The 16,036-nt window shown below is 70.9% G+C and carries 12 protein-coding genes; 5 read left to right on the top strand and 7 right to left on the bottom strand.

Features of this window, described 5'->3' with window-relative positions; genetic code table 11:
- Positions 1–68: 68 nt before the first annotated feature.
- Positions 69–3,515 carry an Ig-like domain-containing protein gene (locus LLS1_RS15440; protein ID WP_226656906.1) on the bottom strand — a complete coding sequence of 1,149 codons (3,447 nt, stop codon included), beginning with the start codon at positions 3,513–3,515 and terminating at the stop codon, positions 69–71.
- A 424-nt stretch (positions 3,516–3,939) separates the two neighbouring features.
- On the opposite strand from LLS1_RS15440, the gene LLS1_RS15445 reads away from it, so the two are divergent.
- Together LLS1_RS15445 and LLS1_RS15450 are read left to right on the top strand one after the other, a co-directional pair.
- Positions 3,940–4,737: a hypothetical protein gene (locus LLS1_RS15445; protein ID WP_226656908.1), complete on the top strand. Its 798-nt coding sequence runs from the start codon at positions 3,940–3,942 to the stop codon at positions 4,735–4,737.
- Positions 4,738–4,817: 80 nt separating this feature from the next.
- A complete protein-coding gene (locus tag LLS1_RS15450) occupies positions 4,818–5,729 on the top strand; it encodes a L,D-transpeptidase (RefSeq protein WP_226656910.1) in 912 nt (303 codons plus the stop codon).
- A 40-nt stretch (positions 5,730–5,769) separates the two neighbouring features.
- Here the strand turns inward: LLS1_RS15450 and LLS1_RS15455 are convergent, their stop codons facing one another.
- From LLS1_RS15455 to LLS1_RS15470, 4 genes are all read right to left on the bottom strand, one after another.
- Entirely contained in the window at positions 5,770–7,170 is a 1,401-nt protein-coding gene (locus LLS1_RS15455; protein ID WP_226656912.1) for an MATE family efflux transporter, read from the bottom strand.
- A gap of 86 nt (positions 7,171–7,256) precedes the next feature.
- Positions 7,257–7,739 (bottom strand): MarR family winged helix-turn-helix transcriptional regulator, encoded by a 483-nt coding sequence (locus LLS1_RS15460; protein ID WP_226656914.1) that lies wholly within the window; start codon positions 7,737–7,739, stop codon positions 7,257–7,259.
- Positions 7,740–7,882: 143 nt separating this feature from the next.
- Entirely contained in the window at positions 7,883–9,055 is a 1,173-nt protein-coding gene (locus LLS1_RS15465; RefSeq protein WP_226656916.1) for a thiolase family protein, read from the bottom strand.
- An 88-nt stretch (positions 9,056–9,143) separates the two neighbouring features.
- Positions 9,144–9,785 carry a helix-turn-helix domain-containing protein gene (locus LLS1_RS15470; RefSeq protein WP_226656918.1) on the bottom strand — a complete coding sequence of 214 codons (642 nt, stop codon included), beginning with the start codon at positions 9,783–9,785 and terminating at the stop codon, positions 9,144–9,146.
- A 75-nt stretch (positions 9,786–9,860) separates the two neighbouring features.
- On the opposite strand from LLS1_RS15470, the gene ctaD reads away from it, so the two are divergent.
- Genes ctaD through LLS1_RS15485 form a run of 3 tightly spaced genes read left to right on the top strand, consistent with a single transcriptional unit; the run spans position 9,861 to position 12,528 of the window.
- Positions 9,861–11,660, top strand: coding sequence for a cytochrome c oxidase subunit I (gene ctaD / locus LLS1_RS15475; RefSeq protein WP_374758280.1), 1,800 nt, complete (start codon positions 9,861–9,863; stop codon positions 11,658–11,660).
- Positions 11,657–11,905: a hypothetical protein gene (locus tag LLS1_RS15480; protein ID WP_226656922.1), complete on the top strand. Its 249-nt coding sequence runs from the start codon at positions 11,657–11,659 to the stop codon at positions 11,903–11,905. Before ctaD ends, LLS1_RS15480 begins: the two co-directional genes overlap by 4 nt.
- A gap of 2 nt (positions 11,906–11,907) precedes the next feature.
- Complete coding sequence (locus LLS1_RS15485; protein WP_226656924.1) at positions 11,908–12,528, top strand: vitamin K epoxide reductase family protein; 621 nt, start codon at positions 11,908–11,910, stop codon at positions 12,526–12,528.
- Positions 12,529–12,539: 11 nt separating this feature from the next.
- Here the strand turns inward: LLS1_RS15485 and LLS1_RS15490 are convergent, their stop codons facing one another.
- Positions 12,540–13,418, bottom strand: a complete 879-nt coding sequence (locus tag LLS1_RS15490; protein ID WP_226656933.1) for a hypothetical protein — start codon at positions 13,416–13,418, stop codon at positions 12,540–12,542.
- 93 nt (positions 13,419–13,511) lie between these two features.
- Entirely contained in the window at positions 13,512–16,025 is a 2,514-nt protein-coding gene (locus tag LLS1_RS15495; protein ID WP_226656935.1) for an MMPL family transporter, read from the bottom strand.
- Between the last annotated feature and the right edge of the window lie 11 nt (positions 16,026–16,036).

Consider the following 16,036-nt stretch of genomic DNA (forward strand, 5'->3'; position numbering starts at 1 on the left):
GCGCCGCATCCCGCCCGAGGGATGCGGCGCCCCGCTGTCACACGGCCGCTGTCACACGGCCGTCGGCCTCACTCCGCGGTCCGGCGACGGCGCGAGACGAGCACCAGGCCGCCTCCCGCGAGCAGGACCGTCAGCCCGGCGAGCAGCCAGAGGCCGATCGCCGATCCCGTCTCGGCCAGCGCATCGGAGCCGGACGCCGCGGCGTCGGTCCCCGAGCCGGATCCGGAGCCCGAGCCGCCGGTCGAAGCCGCCGGGGCGACCGTCACCGTGATCGGATCGGACGTCGAGGCGCTCGCCGTGGCGGTGCGGGCGAAGGAGGCGGTGATCACGTGCTCGCCGGCGGTGAGGCCCGCGGGCAGGGTCAGCGTCGCGACGCCGTCCACGATCTCCACCTCGCCGAGCACGGTGGGGGTGTCGGCGGCCGCAGCCGACAGGGCCCTTCCGGCGGTCGCGGGCGCCACCGGCTCGCCGCCGTCGAGGAACGCGACCGTGCCCGCGGTGTCGCGGCCGGTGACCGTGGCGGTGAAGGTGGTCTTCTCGCCGGCCGTCGGCTTCTCGGGGAGGACGGTGAGGGCGGTCTCGGTCGGCGCGAGCACCGACACCGTCACCGTGGCCGTGCGCGCCGAGCCGGAGCCCGTCGCGGTCGCGTCGGCGGGGCCGAGATCGGCGTCCTCCGCGACAGGCACGACCATCGAGGCGGTGCCGTCGGCCGCGGCGACCTGCGTGCCGAGCACGCCGCCGCCGTAGCGGAACGTCACGGTCTCACCGGCGCGGAAACCCGTGGCGCTGAGGGTGAAGGAGCCGCCGGGCGCCACCTCCTCCGCCGAGGTCCCCAGCGGCACCGGGGTGGTCGCCGCCGCGAGCTCGGCGCACACGTCGCCCTGCGCGCCGACGGGTGCGAGCGCGGTGGCGGTGCCCGTCACCCCGTCGTCCTCGCGGACGGTGAGGCTGGCGAAGGCGCGGGCGCCCATCACGGCGTTCGTGCTGTTGGTCGCACTCACCTTGAAGGCGGAGCTCGCCGCCGTCGAGGTCGCGGTGTTGCCGAGGGTCGGCACGGTCACGGCCTTACAGGTCTCACCGGGGGCGAAGGAGACCTTCTCCATGCCGACCCCGACGATGCCCGTCGCCGAACCGAGGACGCTCACGTAGGCGGTGACCGTGGCCTTCTCGGCGCGGTTGAGGTAGACCGCGACGTCGGCGGTGCCGGGCCCGTTCCCCTCTTCCACGATGGTCGGGGCCACGTTCACCGAGGTGCGGGTCTGCACCACGGCGGTCCCGACCGACGGGGTGTCGAACGCGAGGTCGGAGAGGTAGACGCCGCCCGTGCCCGTGCCGTCGGCGCCGACCTTGGCCGCGAAGCGCACCTCGCGCACGTCGGTCAGGTCGATGCCGGTGATGGTGGAGGTCGGGATGGTCAGCTGCTGCAGCACGACCTTGTTGAGCGTCGTGTTGGTGCCGCCCGGCATCCGGTTGATCGCCAGCGGGTTGACGGCGGACGCGGCGACCGCGAACGTCTTGCCCGCGCCGTCCACGACGGTGATCGTGAAGTCGGTGCCGTTCTGCACAGCCTCGTCCGGCGCCGTCTTCAGCGTGAGCTGCGCCTGACGGGAGACGTCGCGGTACTTCGCGGGGACGGTGACGCGCAGCTCGCCCGTGCTGGGCACGGCCGGGTCGGTCGTCGAGGCGCCGGTCCAGAGGAAGCGCGTCACGGGGAACTCGGGGACGTTCGGTGCGAACGATCCGGGCGTCCAGTGCGGCACCTGGGCCGATGCCTTGGTCGTCGCGCAGAACGGGAGCGACTGCGGCACGGTACGGCCGGTCAGGTTGGTGCAGACCGCGGCGGTCGCGCCTCCCGAGACCCGCACGAGCGAGCTGGTCTCGGTGAAGTCGTTGACCAGGGCGGTCTTGGAGGCGGGCTGCGAGGCCATCGTGCGCACATCGGCATAGGAGGTCGCGGTGGTGGACGGCTTGACCGACCCGTCGAACAGCGACTGGAACTGCGTCTCCCCGCCCATGGTCAGACGGAAGAACCCGGTCATGTAGCTGACGCCGACCTGGTACTGCTGGGCGGCCGTCATGCGCGTCGGGTCGCTCGTCGCGCAGGTCGACGTGGTGTCGCTCGTGCGCCAGTCGTCGCCGGTCGCCGCCGGGTAGAGGCCGGGCGTCCACACCGTGTTGAAGAAGTTGTGGTTGGCGCCCATCACCCAGACGGCCGAGCGGAGCACGTTGTCGTCGAACGCGTGACGCGAGTCGTCGATGAAGTGCTGGCCCTGCTGGTTGGAGACGTCGCCGTCACAGTAGGGGAGGAACACTGCGGTCGGCACGTCGGGCAGCGTCATCCGGCCGAAGTCGACCGGGGCGAGCGGGAGGACCGACTCGATGCCGTAGGGCTTCGCGAGCGCCTGGTTGAGGGTCGCCGCCGAGACCACGCCCTCGCCGCCGCGCGAGTGTCCCATGATGCCGACGTGTCCGAGGTCGAAGCGGCCCTTCAATGCGGAGGCCGTGACGCCCGACGCCGCCGCCGGCTGGTCGGTGCGGGTGGTCGCGCGCACCAGCGCCTCGTCGAGGGTGCGGGTCGTCGTCGTGCTCGGGACGGTGTCCGTCGCCGTGGTGATGTCGTCGTAGGCGACCGTCTCTCCGGCGTTCGCCTTCGCGAGCATCCCGAGGGTGTCGAGGATGAGCTGACCGCGCGCCTGCGCGCCGTAGTCGAGGGCGAGCTGGTTGTCGTTCGAGTTGACCGAGTTGGCGGCGATCGACAGAACGTTGTAGCCGTGGGAGGCGAGCGCGCGCGCCGTGCCCTCGTAGCCGAGGTACGAGCGGATGTTCATCTGCGTCGGGCCGCACGGCCAGCGCAGCGGGTTGGCGCCGCTTCCGGAGCAGGAGGTGTGGCGACCGTGCAGCAGGACGATGGTCGGGCGGGCGCCGGTGGCGCTCGACAGGTACATCTTGCCGGTGAGCTCGCCGCGGATTCCGCCGATGGCCGCGAGCGGGACGGCCTGGTCGCCGAAGTCGTACTCGGCCTCCGTCACGCTGTACGAGCCGAGGTCGGACGGGTCCTCGACGGCGGCGGCGGCCGCGAGCGACTTCATCTGCTTGGTGAGGGTGGTGTTCTCGCGCACGGCCGGGGTCTGCGCGGCCTCCGGCGTCTCGGCGGCCTTGTCCTCCTCGCCGCTCGACCACCCCTTGGTGACCGAGGAGGCGTGGGCGACGGCCGGGTCCGTTGTGATGAGGCCGAGCGAGAGGCCGTCGGTGGCCTCGGTGGCGAGGCCCAGGGGCTCGCCGTCCACGATCAGCGTGGGGGCGTCGTCGACGATCGGCAACGGCTCGTCGAGCGTCAGCGTGACGAGGTATCCGCCGGGGGTGGTGGTGACGGCCCAGTCGGGGCCGGACGCGACGACGGGATCGGGTGCGGGGGCCGCGAGTGCGGCGGGCGCGGTCGTCAGGGCGACGACCGGGATGAGTGCTGCGGCGACGGTGAGGGCGATCCGCCGGCGCACGGACATGCGTGCAGGCAAGGTTCTCCTAGCTCGAGAGCGGGTGGGGGAGTCGCCCGCGCGGGGTGCAGGAATCGGCGCGGGCGGCGAGGGGGAGCGCGAGGGACAGAGCTGAACGGTCTCTCAGAAAGGAGGCTAGGGGTGCCGACCGGGGTCGCAGGGGCGCGGAAACGGACTGGTAACACAACGTTTACGGCGGGCAAATAAACCAGCCGGCAGTGATCAGAATCGACCTGTGCGTGTCAAGAGCGCCTCCTCCCCAGTCCGGGGGTGTGACGTGCGGAGGACTGGACACGACGTTCTACGCACCCGACGGTGAGCAGTACTGAATGTCGCCCCGTGCCATGCGTAAGTGTCGCCGACGGTCGACGGCGGGCGCGGACCTCCTCCTAGATTCGCGTGTGGGCGACTCCGCCCGATCCCACCTCACCAGTCAGGGAGTTCCATGCTTTCCACCACCAAGGTGCGCGCCGCGTCCGTTCTCGGTGCCGTCGCCGTCGCCGGTGCTCTGTCTCTCGCGGCCGTCCCCGCCAACGCGGCCGGCGCCGAGATCCAGGTCGCCTCGACCACGTTCACGTTCGAGGACTGGGGCTCCGGCCTCGCGGTCACGGGCTCCGGCTTCGATGCCGACGCCGACGTGACCGTCTCTCTCGTGGACGTCGAGCCGAGCGGCACCACCGCGCTCGACAGCACCATCGTCTCGAGCGACGACACCGGCGCCATCGCGACCGACTGGACGCCCGGTGTGCGCGCGTGGCTTCCGGACGGTGCGGATCTCGACAACGGCTACCTCGCCGTCGTCGCCACCGACGGCTCCGGCAACACGGCAGCCGAGGTGCCGCTGACGCTCCTCGCGCCGACCGGCATCTGGACCGACGCGCCCACCATCACGACCGCCGACTTCGCGGACGAGAACGCCGGTGTGGTGCTCTGGGCGGGGGGCTACACGCCGGGCGAGGTCGTCGACGTGACCGTCGTCTACAACGGCCACACGTTCACCGCCACCGACACGGCCGATCGGTTCGGGTCCGTGGCCGCGAGCTGGTACATGGTCGCGGGCACCGTCGACGCGGGCACCGTCGACTTCACGCTCGTCGGCGCGACGTCGGGACTCTCGCAGTCGATCAGCGTCACCGTGACCGGCGACACCATCGACCTGGGCGGGGACATCGAGGGCGAGACGGCTCCTGCCGTCGTCACGCCTGCCGGTGTCTCGGTCACCAGCCCGCGCGTCGCCGGCTGATCTGCCGCACCTCCGGCCGGCGGCGCCCTCGGGTGCCGCCGGCTGTTCTTCGTTCCGCCCACCGCCTCCCTGGAGCGCCCATGTCGACATTCCCCAGCACGGCCCGCGTCATCCGTCGCACCATCCGCGCCACCCTTGCCGTCGCTGCCGCCGCGACGGTGCTCTGCATGACGGCCTGCGCGCAGCCTGAGCCCGCAGCCTCCACGAGTCCGCCCGCGATGCCCACACCCGCCCCGTCGACCCCGGCGTCCGCGCCGCCCGTCCCCGCGCTGACCCGTTCCGACATCGCCGCGCTTCCCGCGGCGGTCTACGACGCCGTCATTCCCGGCCTGCAGCCCGCTCCCGCCGGCCCGCTCACCGCGTCGACAGCGCACTCGGTCATGTTCGACACCCCGCTGTTCGCCGCCGACCGGGTCACGCCCGTCGCCCGCATCCCCGCCACCGACTTCCGTGGACAGCGCACCGTCGTCGTTCCCATCCGGACGGACGGGCCGTGGGCGCTCGTCCTCACCCCGGCGCGCCAGGTGCTGCCGTCGCAGGTCGCCCCCGGAGACGCGGCGGCCCCGGCGCAGACAGTCGCGTGGATGCCCGCTGCGAACCTGGCCGGCTCGACCGCGCTCGGGAAGACCGTGCGCATCTCGGTCGTCGCCCAGAAGCTCAGCATCCTCGACACGTCGGGCGGCGTGACGGCCTCCTGGAGCGTGGGCGTCGGCACCGAGGAGACGCCGACCCCGACCGGGGTGACCGGCTATCTGCAGGCTCGCTACACCGACCCGGAGCAGGGTCAGAGCGTCCACCCCATCCAGCTCACCACGCTGCACGCGACCGCCGCCGACGAGCCCTTCGGAGGCGCCGACGGCGGCCTGATCGGCATCCACTTCTTCGAGCAGAACACCGGCGCCGTCTCCCACGGCTGCGTGCGCGTCTCGGCCGAGGCGATCGACGCGCTGAACGCGCTGCCCCTGGGCACACTGGTCACCGTCGAGAACTGAGAGCATCGAGACGGCGAATAGTTCGCCGTCTCGATGCTTTTCACGCGATTTCTAGCCGTTTCGATGACGCCTGCTCGGGCGTGGCGACCAGCGCCCGGCGGGAGGCGGCGAACAGGGTCGCTCCGAGCGCGAGCACCAGCAGCTCGGTGACGGTCATGGCCCAGATGACGCCGGTCATCCCGAACACGGCGTTGCCGACGAGGACCACCGGGATGAAGAGGATGCCCTGCGCGACCGACATGATCGTCGCGTTGCGCATCTGCTCGGTGGCCTGGAAGACGGCGATGATGAGGCCGGTGAAGCCGTTGAACAGGGTCGAGACGAGCATGGCGGTGAGGATGAGCATCCCGTCGTCGATCACCGACGGGTCGGCGCTGAAGAGCGTGAACACCTGGTCGCGGAACACGAACACGAGCGTCGAGAAGACCAGCACGATCCCGGCGATGGCGACCGCGCTGCCGATGATCGCCGCGCGGAGGCGGGCCGTGTTGCGGGCGCCGAACGCGTATGCGAAGAGCGGGATGGCGCCCATGAAGACGCCCATCCCGATCATCTCGGGCAGCTGCACGATGCGCAGGGCCACGCCCATCGCGGCGAGCAGGGAGGCGCCGTAGCCGATCGCGATCCAGTTCATCACGAGCGTGGTCACGATGAGGAACGACGACATCAGCAGCTCCGAGGCGCCGACGCCGAAGACGGTGGTGAGCATCTCGCGGTCGGCGCGGAAGAAGCGCGGTGCGAGCGAGAGGGATTCGCTGCGGCGCGCGATCCACCACACGTAGTAGCCGACGGTGACGATGTTCGACAGCCCCAGCGCGATGCCTGCACCGAGCACGCCCCAGCCGAAGCCGAGGATGAAGACGACGTCGAAGAGGAGGTTCGCGACGGTGGAGGCGATCAGCCCGGTCATCGACGCGACCGCGGCACCCTCGGCGCGTACCAACTGCTCGAGGGCGAATGCGGCGACGTAGATCGGCGTGAAGGCGAACATCGCGCCGATGTACAGTGCGGTGGGCTCGAGGGACGCGCCGGATGCGCCGACCGCTGCGGCGAGCGGCGTGGCGAACACGAGTCCGAGCGCGCCGATGACGACGCCCCCGGCGAGTGCGCCCCAGAAGGTGAAGGACGAGACCTGCCTGATGCGAGCTCCTGCGGCCTTCACGTCGGCGCCGGGCTCCTCCTGCGATCCGAGGAGGCGCGAGATGAAGGTGCCGCCGCCGACGCCGAACACCCCGCCCACCGCCATGATGACGGCGAACACCGGGAGGGAAAAGGTCAGGGCCGCGAGCAGCGGGGTGGAGTGGAGCGAGCCCACGAAGCCCGCGTTGATGATGTTGTAGACGGCGCCGATGGAGAAGCCGGCGATCATGGGCACGCAGAGGTGCACGAGCGCTCGCCAGATGGGCGCGGTCGAGAGGGTCGAGCGGTTGGATGAGGACATGACGATGTCTCCGTTCCGGTGAACGGCTGGGAAGCCTGGTGATCGGGGATGCGGCGCCGTGCGGAGAGACGGCGCGGGTGGTCGCGCTAGCGGCGGCGCCGGTTCAGCTCGCTGGCCGACGGCGGTGGCGCGTCGCCCGACGCGACGAGCGCGTCGGCCAGCGGCTGCAGCAGGGCGATGAGCGCGTCCTGGTCGTCGTCCGACAGCACCGAGAAGATGCGGGTCTGGGCGGCGGTCATGGCGTCGTCGAAGCCGGTGACGACCTGGGTGCCCTCCGGGGTGATGCGGATGAGCTTCACGCGCGAGTCCGTCGGCGACGACTCGCGGGTGATGTAGCCGCGCTCCTCCAGCCCCTGCAGGAGGCTGGTGACGCTGGCCGGCGTTGTTCCGGACATCTCGGCCAGTTCGCGGGCGATCACGCCGCGGTCCCGGTTCTCGTCGAGGTAGGCGAGGGTGAACGACTGGGAGCGGCTGAGCCCGCTCTCGCGGATCCACTCCTCTCCGGCGGCCCGCTGCGCGAACAGGATGGTGCGCAGCTGGTCGGCGAGTTGCTCGGTCCTCGATGTCATAGTTAGAACTCTAATCATTAGAACTCTAACTGTCAATGGGGGAAGGTTTCGTCGAGGCGGCCCATTCTTCGCCGCCTCGACGCATTCGGCGCGACTTTGAGCCGTCTCGGCGGGGCGGAGGGCGGGGTGGAGGGCGGGGCGGCTCAGGCGCGCAGGACGACCGCCATGCCCTGACCGACGCCGATGCAGATCGCAGCCAGCCCCACGCCGCCGCCCCGCGCGGCCAGCGCGTGCGCCAGGTGCCCCACGATGCGCGCACCCGATGCGCCCAGGGGATGCCCGATCGCGATGGCCCCGCCGTGCACGTTGACCTTCGCCGGGTCGAGCTCGGGCCACAGGCGCAGGCAGGCGAGAGACTGCGCCGCGAACGCCTCGTTGAGCTCGACGAGGTCGACGTCGTCCCAGCTCAGTCCGGCGCGCTCCAGCGCTCGCGTCGCCGCGGCGACCGGCGCGATCCCGAACGCGTCCGGCTCGTTGCCGACGACCGCACGGGAGACGATGCGGGCGAGCGGCGCGGAGTCGACCGCGCCCTCCGCTCCCAGCAGCAGCATCCCCGCGCCGTCGTTGAGCGGTGACGAGTTGCCGGCCGTCACCGTGCCGCCCGACGGGCGGAAAGCGGGCGCGAGCGCTGCCAGGACCTCCGGCGTCGTGTCGCTGCGGATGCTCTCGTCCCGCTCGAGCGCGACCCCCGGCACCGCCACGGTCTCCGCGGCATATGCTCCCGACTCCCACGCGGCGGCCGCCCGGCGGTGCGAGCCGAGGGCGAACGCGTCCTGCTCCTCGCGCGGGATGCCGAAGCGCTCGGCGAGCAGCTCGGCCGTCTCGCCGAGGGAGACGGTCCACGCCGGCGCCATCGCGGGGTTCACCAGCCGCCAGCCCAGCGTGGTCGACACGAGCGTGGCATCGGTGGCGGGATACGGCCGGTCGGCCTTCGGGAGCACCCAGGGCGCCCGCGACATCGATTCGACGCCGCCAGCGACGACGAGGGAGGCGTCTCCGGTCTCGACCGCGCGGCTCGCCTGCACCACGGCCTCCACCCCGGACCCGCAGAGCCGGTTCACGGTGGCGCCCGGCACGGTCACCGGCAGACCCGCGAGGAGCACGGCCATCCGCGCGACGTTGCGGTTGTCCTCGCCCGCCTGGTTGGCGTCGCCGAGCAGCACGTCGTCGATCGCTGCGGGGTCGAGCGCGGGATGCCGGTCCACCAGCGCCCGCAACGTCGAGGCCGCGAGGTCGTCGGGACGCACGGCGGCCAGCGCCTTGCCGTAGCGCCCGAACGGCGTGCGGACGGCGTCGTAGACGAACGCGGCGGTCATGCTGCCTCCTCCGGCCGCGCGCGTCGTCGCGCCCGACCCGACGCCAGCCTAGGCGCAGTTCGCGCCGCAGGGGACGGCGGAGCTGCGGCTACCCGCGCTCCATCGTGAGCACGCAGGCTCCCGCCTCGCCGGTCGGGGTGATCCCCGTCACGGCCAGCGGTCCCTCCACCCGGGCGAGGACGCTGCAGACGACACGGCGGTCGACCGTGCAGAGGGACTCGGAGAGTTCGGAGCGCATCCCCTCGAACGGGCAGGAGAGCCGGATCTCGAGGGCGTCGCGGTCGACCCGCGGGTCGAACCCGCAGCGGTCGAGGTAGTCCTCGAGCACGTCGAGCTGTGCGTCGGCGGCGCTCTCGGCGGCGGGGCCGACCTCGCCCGGTCCCGCGCTCTCGCGGGGTCCCTGTGGAAAGCTCCGCCGGTATGCGCGCCCCAGCTCGATCGCCCGGCCCGTCTGGGCGCGTGCGCTGGCGCTGGCGCCATCCAGGCCGCGCGCGGCCGAGTAGAGCACCTGGGGTCGGCCGCGCACCGTGCGGTGCTCGGTCGTGCGGACGACGAGCCCGTCGTCGACGAGCCGATCGAGGTGCTCGCGCACGGTGTTGTGGTGGAGGCCGACGCTCGCCGCGAGCCGCGGAGCCGTCTGCGGGCTCTCCGCCTGCAGCCGTTCCAGCAGGCGCAGACGCGGGGCCGACACCAGAGTGCGCCGCAGGTGCGACACCTCGTGACGACTCATGCGGACCTCCCGTCGCTCTGCCTCCGCGCGCAGCCGTCCGGATCGTCGACGCCTGTTCTACGCATTGTAGAAGCGATGGCGGCGGCTTCTCAACCACGGGATTATTTCCGGGATTCCGGCCGACACGGCCGAGCGCCGGCCCGCGAGGATCGAGCGGTGACCGCCACCCTCAGTCCCCAGCAGCAGCGCGCCGTCCCCCGGCAGACCCGCAAGGGCAACATCGTGGTCAGCTGGATCACCTCCACCGACCACAAGACCATCGGCTACATGTACATGGTCGCGTCGGGCGTCTTCTTCGCGATCGGCGGGATCATGGCGCTCCTGATCCGCGCGCAGTTGATGGAGCCGGGCCTACACATCCTGTCGGGCGAGCAGTACAACCAGATGTTCACGATGCACGGCACGATCATGCTGCTGCTGTACGCGATGCCGTTCTTCACCGGCGCGGCCAACGTCATCATCCCGTTGCAGCTCGGCGCCCCGGATGTGGCGTTCCCCCGGTTGAACGCGTTCTCGTTCTGGTGCTTCCTGTTCGGCGGCCTGATCGCCGCAGGCGGCCTCCTCACGCCGCAGGGCGCCGCGGACTTCGGCTGGTTCGCCTACCAGCCGCTCGCCGCGGAGACGTTCTCGCCGGGGCTCGGCAACACCCTGTGGTTCGCCGGGGCGATCCTCCTCGGCTTCGCCACGATCTTCTCGTCGGTCAACTTCGTCACCACGATCATGACCATGCGTGCACCCGGCATGACCATGTTCCGGATGTCGATCTTCTCCTGGAACACGCTCATCACGTCGATCCTCGCCCTGATGGCGTTCCCCGTCCTGGCTGCGGCGCTCGTCGCGGCGATGGCGGACCGCGTCTTCGGTGCGCACATCTTCGATGCCGCGAACGGGGGAGCGCTGCTCTGGCAGCACCTGTTCTGGTTCTGGGGCCATCCCGAGGTGTACGTGATCGTGCTGCCGTTCTTCGGCATCGTCTCGGAGGTCTTCCCGGTCTTCAGCCGCAAGCCCATCTTCGGCTACAAGACCCTCGTCTACGCCACGGTCGCGATCGCCGCCCTGTCGATCACGGTGTGGGCGCACCACATGTACGTCACGGGCAGCGTGCTGCTGCCCTGGTTCTCGCTCATGACGATGTTGATCGCGGTGCCGACCGGGGTGAAGATCTTCAACTGGGTCGGGACGATGTGGCGGGGGTCGCTGACCTTCGAGTCCCCGATGCTCTTCGCGATCGGCTTCCTGATCAACTTCACCTTCGGCGGCCTGACCGGCGTCATCCTCGCCTCTCCGCCGCTCGACTTCCACGTCTCCGACACCTACTTCGTCGTCGCCCACTTCCACTACGTGCTCATCGGGGCCGTGATCTTCGCGACCTTCTCCGGCATCTACTACTGGTGGCCCAAGTGGACCGGGCGGATGCTCAACGAGACGCTCGCGAAGTGGAACTTCTGGCTGCTGTTCATCGGGTTCCACATGACCTTCCTCATCCAGCACTGGCTCGGGGTGATCGGGATGCCGCGCCGCTACGCGACGTACCTGCCCGAAGACGGCTTCACCTGGATGAACCAGCTCTCGACGGTCGGCTCGGCCGTGATGGCGGCGTCGATGATCCCCTTCGTCATCAACGTCTATCTCACCTGGCGACGCGCGCCGAAGGTCACCTCGAACGACCCGTGGGGCACGGGACGCTCGCTGGAGTGGGCGACGAGCTGCCCGCCGCCGCGCCACAACTTCACGTCCATCCCGCGCATCAGGTCGGAGTCGCCCGCGTTCGACCTGCACCACGGTCCGGCGGCGACGCTGCCCCGGCTGTCGAGCGCGACCGCGTCCGTCGGCGCCGGCGCCGCTGCGGACGCGACCGCCGAGGTGACGCAATGAGTAGGGCGATCCCCATGACCGCCGAGGAGGCCGCCCTCATCCGCCAGCAGGCACGGCGCGGCGTGCTCGACCTCGACCTCCCGGGAACCGAGCGGATCCTGCGCGACGCCGAGCGCACCTGCGCCCGCGCCGACCTCTGGGGTCGCACGCCGGCCGCGCGCCGCCAGTCGGCCGGGGTCGCCCTGGCCATCACGGCGGCGTCGGTCTTCGTGGTCGGCATCTGCATGCTGCCGCTGCCGGTGTAGCGATGGCCGATTCCGTCCTCGCCGCGCGCAGCACCCGCCGCCCGCGCCTGCTCGCCGCCTGGCTCATCGTCGCGGGGGCGATCGGCCTCGCCGCCGCGTTCCTGCTCACGCTCGACAAGCTCCAGATGCTGCGCGACCCGAACGCGCATCTCACCTGCAGCTTCAACGTCCTGATCGGATGCGCGACGAACCTCGCGTCGTGGCAGGGCTCCCTGCTCGGGTTCCCGAACCCGCTGCTCGGGCTTGTCGGCTGGACGGCGACCATCGCGATGGGCGTGGCGATCCTCGCGAGCCGCGACGGGTTCGCCCGCTGGTTCTGGCTGGCGTTCAACGCGGGCGTGGTGCTCGCGATGGCGCTGGTCGTGTTCCTGATCACCGCATCGCTGACCGTCCTGAACGTGCTGTGCCCGTGGTGCATGGTCACCTGGTCCGTCACCATCCCGACCTTCTGGGCGGTGACGCTCTACAACCTGAAGACCGGGGTCATCCCGGTGCCGGAGCGGGTGCGGCGGGTGTGCTCGGTGCTCTACGGGTGGGTGCCGCTGATCACGGTGGGCTGCTACGCCGTCGTCGCGGTTCTGGCGCAGATCCAGCTGGACTGGATCCACCGCGCCTTCGTCTGAGACGCGGGCGACTACTCGAGCTCGAGCTCGCGCCGCCAGTGGGCGAGGAACTCCGCGCCCGCTTCGTCGTGGATCCGGTCGCCGATGGTGATGACGTCGTACGGCCGGTCCAGGATGCCGTCCGCCGGCCGCACATCCACGTGCGCCACCTCGAAGCCGGCGTCGTGCACGTAATCGGCCATCTTGTAGTCGCTGCGGGAGTCGCCCACCGAGCGCCAGCGCCGGGGGAGCGGCCCGCGCGCGGCGAAGTACTCGAACGCGCGCTGGGCGCCGCGGTCCTTGTCGAGGAGCACCGACTCGATGTCGGTCGAGATGATCGTCGGGTCGACGCGGAAGGGCACAGCGCCCGACGCGTCCGGCGTCGACCGCTCGCCGTACCGGAGGCCGACGCCGAGTCCGGTGAGGAGGTCGAAGGCGGCGCTCTCGAACCGCGGTTGTGCTTCCTTGTACGTCTCCGCGTCGACGTCGGTGCGCTGCTCGACGGAGATCATCGCGCGCTTTGTCTCGTCGAAGAACATCGTGTCCGCGAAGCGCTCGCGCACGAGCGCGCGAACGGCGTCCACGGCCTCCGGCGAGAATGCGACGGACTCGTCCACCGTGACCTCGCCCATCCCCGCGCCGGTGATCGCGGCCCACGCGCCGCCCTTCTCGAACACGCCGAACATCCGCGCGCCCTGCTTCTCCAGGGCCTCCCCGAGCCCGGCGTCGCAGAGCGGTTCCACCACCTGGTTGCGGATGAAGTCGCCCGAACGCCCCGTGATGAAGGCGATCGGGACGCCCGCCGCAGCCATCGCCACGAGGTCGGTGACGATGCTGCGCACGTTGATCGTGCGGGTCACGGGGCTGGCGATGGGGCCGTCGACGTCGAAGAGGAGTCCGAGATTGTGCACACCCCATTCTCGCGGATGGCGAGCGGGCACATTCGTCACGAATGTCGCGCAGGCGGCGCTCGCAGTCGACATTCGTGACGAATGTGCAGAGGGCTAGCGAGCCGGGGCCGCCTCGGCGGGGGTGCCGTCGAGGTGGTGCTTCCGCTCGAGGCGGGCGCCCTCCACATCGACGTTCGGGAGGATCCGGTCGAGCCAGCGCGGCAGCCACCAGGCCCCGCGGCCGACGAGGTGCATGAGCGCGGGCATGAGCAGCATGCGCACCACGAAGGCGTCGAGCAGCACGCCGAACGCGAGACCGAAGCCGAGCGAGCGGACGATCGTCGAGTCGGAGAAGATGAACCCGCCGAACACCGACACCATGATGATGCCCGCCGCGATCACCACAGAGCGGCCGGCGCGGAATCCCTGCATCACCGCGAGGCGGGCCGGGGAGCCGTGCACGTACGCCTCCCGCATCCCGGTCGAGAGGAACAGCTGGTAGTCCATCGCGAGCCCGAACAGGATCCCGACCAGGATCACGGGCAGGAAGCTCAGGATGGGCCCGGTCGTGTGGATGCCGAACAGCGCGCCGAACCAGCCCCACTGGAACACTGCGACGATCGCACCGTAGGTCGCGAACAGCGAGAGCACGAACCCTCCCGTCGCGATCAGCGGCACCACGAACGAGCGGAACACGACGATCATGATGAGCAGCGACAGTCCGACGACCACCACGAGGTAGAGCGGCAGGATGCCGACGATCTTCTCGGAGATGTCGATGTTGCTCGCGGCCTGGCCGGCGACGCCGAGAGTGATGCCGTCGCCGATGGCGGGGAGCGCGCGCAGGTCGCGCACCAGCTGCTCCGTCGAGGCGCTGCTGGGGCCGTCCTTCGGCACGACCTGGAAGGCGGTCAGGCGGTGGTCGTCCGACACCGCGATGGGTGCGACGGCGGCGACGTCGGCCTGGTCGGCGAGCTTCTTCGCGATGGTGAGCTGGGTCGCCGTGACCTGGTCGTCGTCGAGGCCCGCGGGCAGCGTGGCTGAGACGAGCAGGGTGCCGTTGGCGCCGGCGCCGAAGGAGTCCTCGACCACCTGGTAGGCGCGCTGGGTGGTCGACCCGGCAGGCTCCTGGGCGCCGTCGGGCAGCCCGACGCGCATCGTCAGCACGGGCGCGGCGATCACGAGCAGCGCGGCGATGGCGCCGACGGTGGTGATGACGGCCCGCCAGGTGCTCATGTTCTTCACCGGCTTCTGCGTCGTGTGCTCGCGCCTCTCGGCCCGAGCCCGGGCCCGGCGGGTCAGGATGCGCATCCCGACGAGCCCGAGCAGTGCGGGCGTCAGGGTGATGGAGATCAGCACGGCGATCGCCACCGCGATGGCGCCGGCGGTGCCCATGAGGCCGAGGAAGGGGATGCCCGTGACGTTGAGCGCGAGCAGAGCGATGACCACCGTCATGCCGGCGAACACGACCGCATTGCCCGCGGTGCCGTTCGCGAGCCCGATCGATTCCCGCACTTCGGCACCCTGGAGCAGCTGCTTGCGGTGACGGTTGATGATGAACAGCGCGTAGTCGATCCCGACCGCGAGCCCCAGCATCACGCCGAGCACCGGCGTCACCGACGCCATCTGCACGACACCGGAGAAGGCGAGGGTGCCGACGGCGGCGATCCCCACGCCGAGGATGGCGGTGACGAGCGGGAGTGCGGCGGCGATGACCGAGCCGAGCATCACGAGCAGCACGATCGCCGCGATGATGACGCCGACGAGTTCGCCGACGCCGAGCACCTCCGGGACGCCCTGGGCGAGCTCGGTCGAGAAGTCGGCCGTGACGCCGTCGACCGGGTCTTTCTCGAAGTGGTCGATCACGGCCTGCTTCGAGTCCTCCGGTAGCTCCAGGCGCGGCTTGTCGAAGGAGACGCTGACGAGGGCCGTGGAGCCGTCGGACGAGACGAGCCGGATGTCCTTCGCGAGGGAGAGCAGCTCGGCGCCCTGGTCGAGCTTCGCGGTCTGCGTCGCAAGCTCGGTGCGACCGTCGGCGATCTTCTTCCGCTGCTCGGCGAGCTGCGCTGTGCCGGCGTCGAGCTGCGCCTGCTGGGCGTCGAGCGCGGTGGTCGGCCGGCCGGCGGCGACCAGCTGCGCCTTCGCGGCGTCGAGCTGCTGCTGCGAGGCCTGCAGCTGGGTGGTCGCCGCATCCAGCTGGGCCTGCCCGGCGTCGAGCTGCTGCCGTGCCGTGGCGATCTGCGCGCGACCGTCGGTGATCTGCTGCTCCTGATCGGCGCGCTGCTTCTCGGTCGCGAACGGGTCGGTGACTCCCGAGACGTCCGGGAGGTCCTTCGCGCTCTCGACCCGGTCGGCGATCGCGGTCTTCTGCGCGTCGGTGAACGCCGAGCCGTCCGTCGTGGTGAGCACGACCATTCCCGAGGCGCCGCTGAACTTCGGCAGCTTCTTCGCGAGCTCGTCGGTGACCGCGCCGGAGGCCGTGCCCGGGATGTCGAAGCTCGAGCTGAGGCCCTTGTAGCCGATGAGGAATCCGGCGCCCGCGATCGCGAGCACCACGATCCACGCGCCGACGACGAGCCAGGCGCGCTTGGCGGACCCCTTACCCAGGCGGTACAGCAGCTCGGCCATCTCTTTCCTCT

This window comes from Leifsonia sp. LS1, assembly GCF_020521355.1.
Taxonomy (GTDB): domain Bacteria; phylum Actinomycetota; class Actinomycetes; order Actinomycetales; family Microbacteriaceae; genus Leifsonia.

Coding starts and splice junctions, on each gene's coding strand:
- LLS1_RS15455 (WP_226656912.1), bottom strand. CDS start 7,170: ATGTCCTCATCCAACCGCTCGACCCTCTCGACCGCGCCCATCTGGCGA.
- LLS1_RS15450 (WP_226656910.1), top strand. CDS start 4,818: ATGTCGACATTCCCCAGCACGGCCCGCGTCATCCGTCGCACCATCCGC.
- LLS1_RS15480 (WP_226656922.1), top strand. CDS start 11,657: ATGAGTAGGGCGATCCCCATGACCGCCGAGGAGGCCGCCCTCATCCGC.
- LLS1_RS15495 (WP_226656935.1), bottom strand. CDS start 16,025: ATGGCCGAGCTGCTGTACCGCCTGGGTAAGGGGTCCGCCAAGCGCGCC.
- LLS1_RS15445 (WP_226656908.1), top strand. CDS start 3,940: ATGCTTTCCACCACCAAGGTGCGCGCCGCGTCCGTTCTCGGTGCCGTC.
- ctaD (WP_374758280.1), top strand. CDS start 9,861: ATGGCGGCGGCTTCTCAACCACGGGATTATTTCCGGGATTCCGGCCGA.
- LLS1_RS15470 (WP_226656918.1), bottom strand. CDS start 9,785: ATGAGTCGTCACGAGGTGTCGCACCTGCGGCGCACTCTGGTGTCGGCC.
- LLS1_RS15460 (WP_226656914.1), bottom strand. CDS start 7,739: ATGACATCGAGGACCGAGCAACTCGCCGACCAGCTGCGCACCATCCTG.
- LLS1_RS15465 (WP_226656916.1), bottom strand. CDS start 9,055: ATGACCGCCGCGTTCGTCTACGACGCCGTCCGCACGCCGTTCGGGCGC.
- LLS1_RS15485 (WP_226656924.1), top strand. CDS start 11,908: ATGGCCGATTCCGTCCTCGCCGCGCGCAGCACCCGCCGCCCGCGCCTG.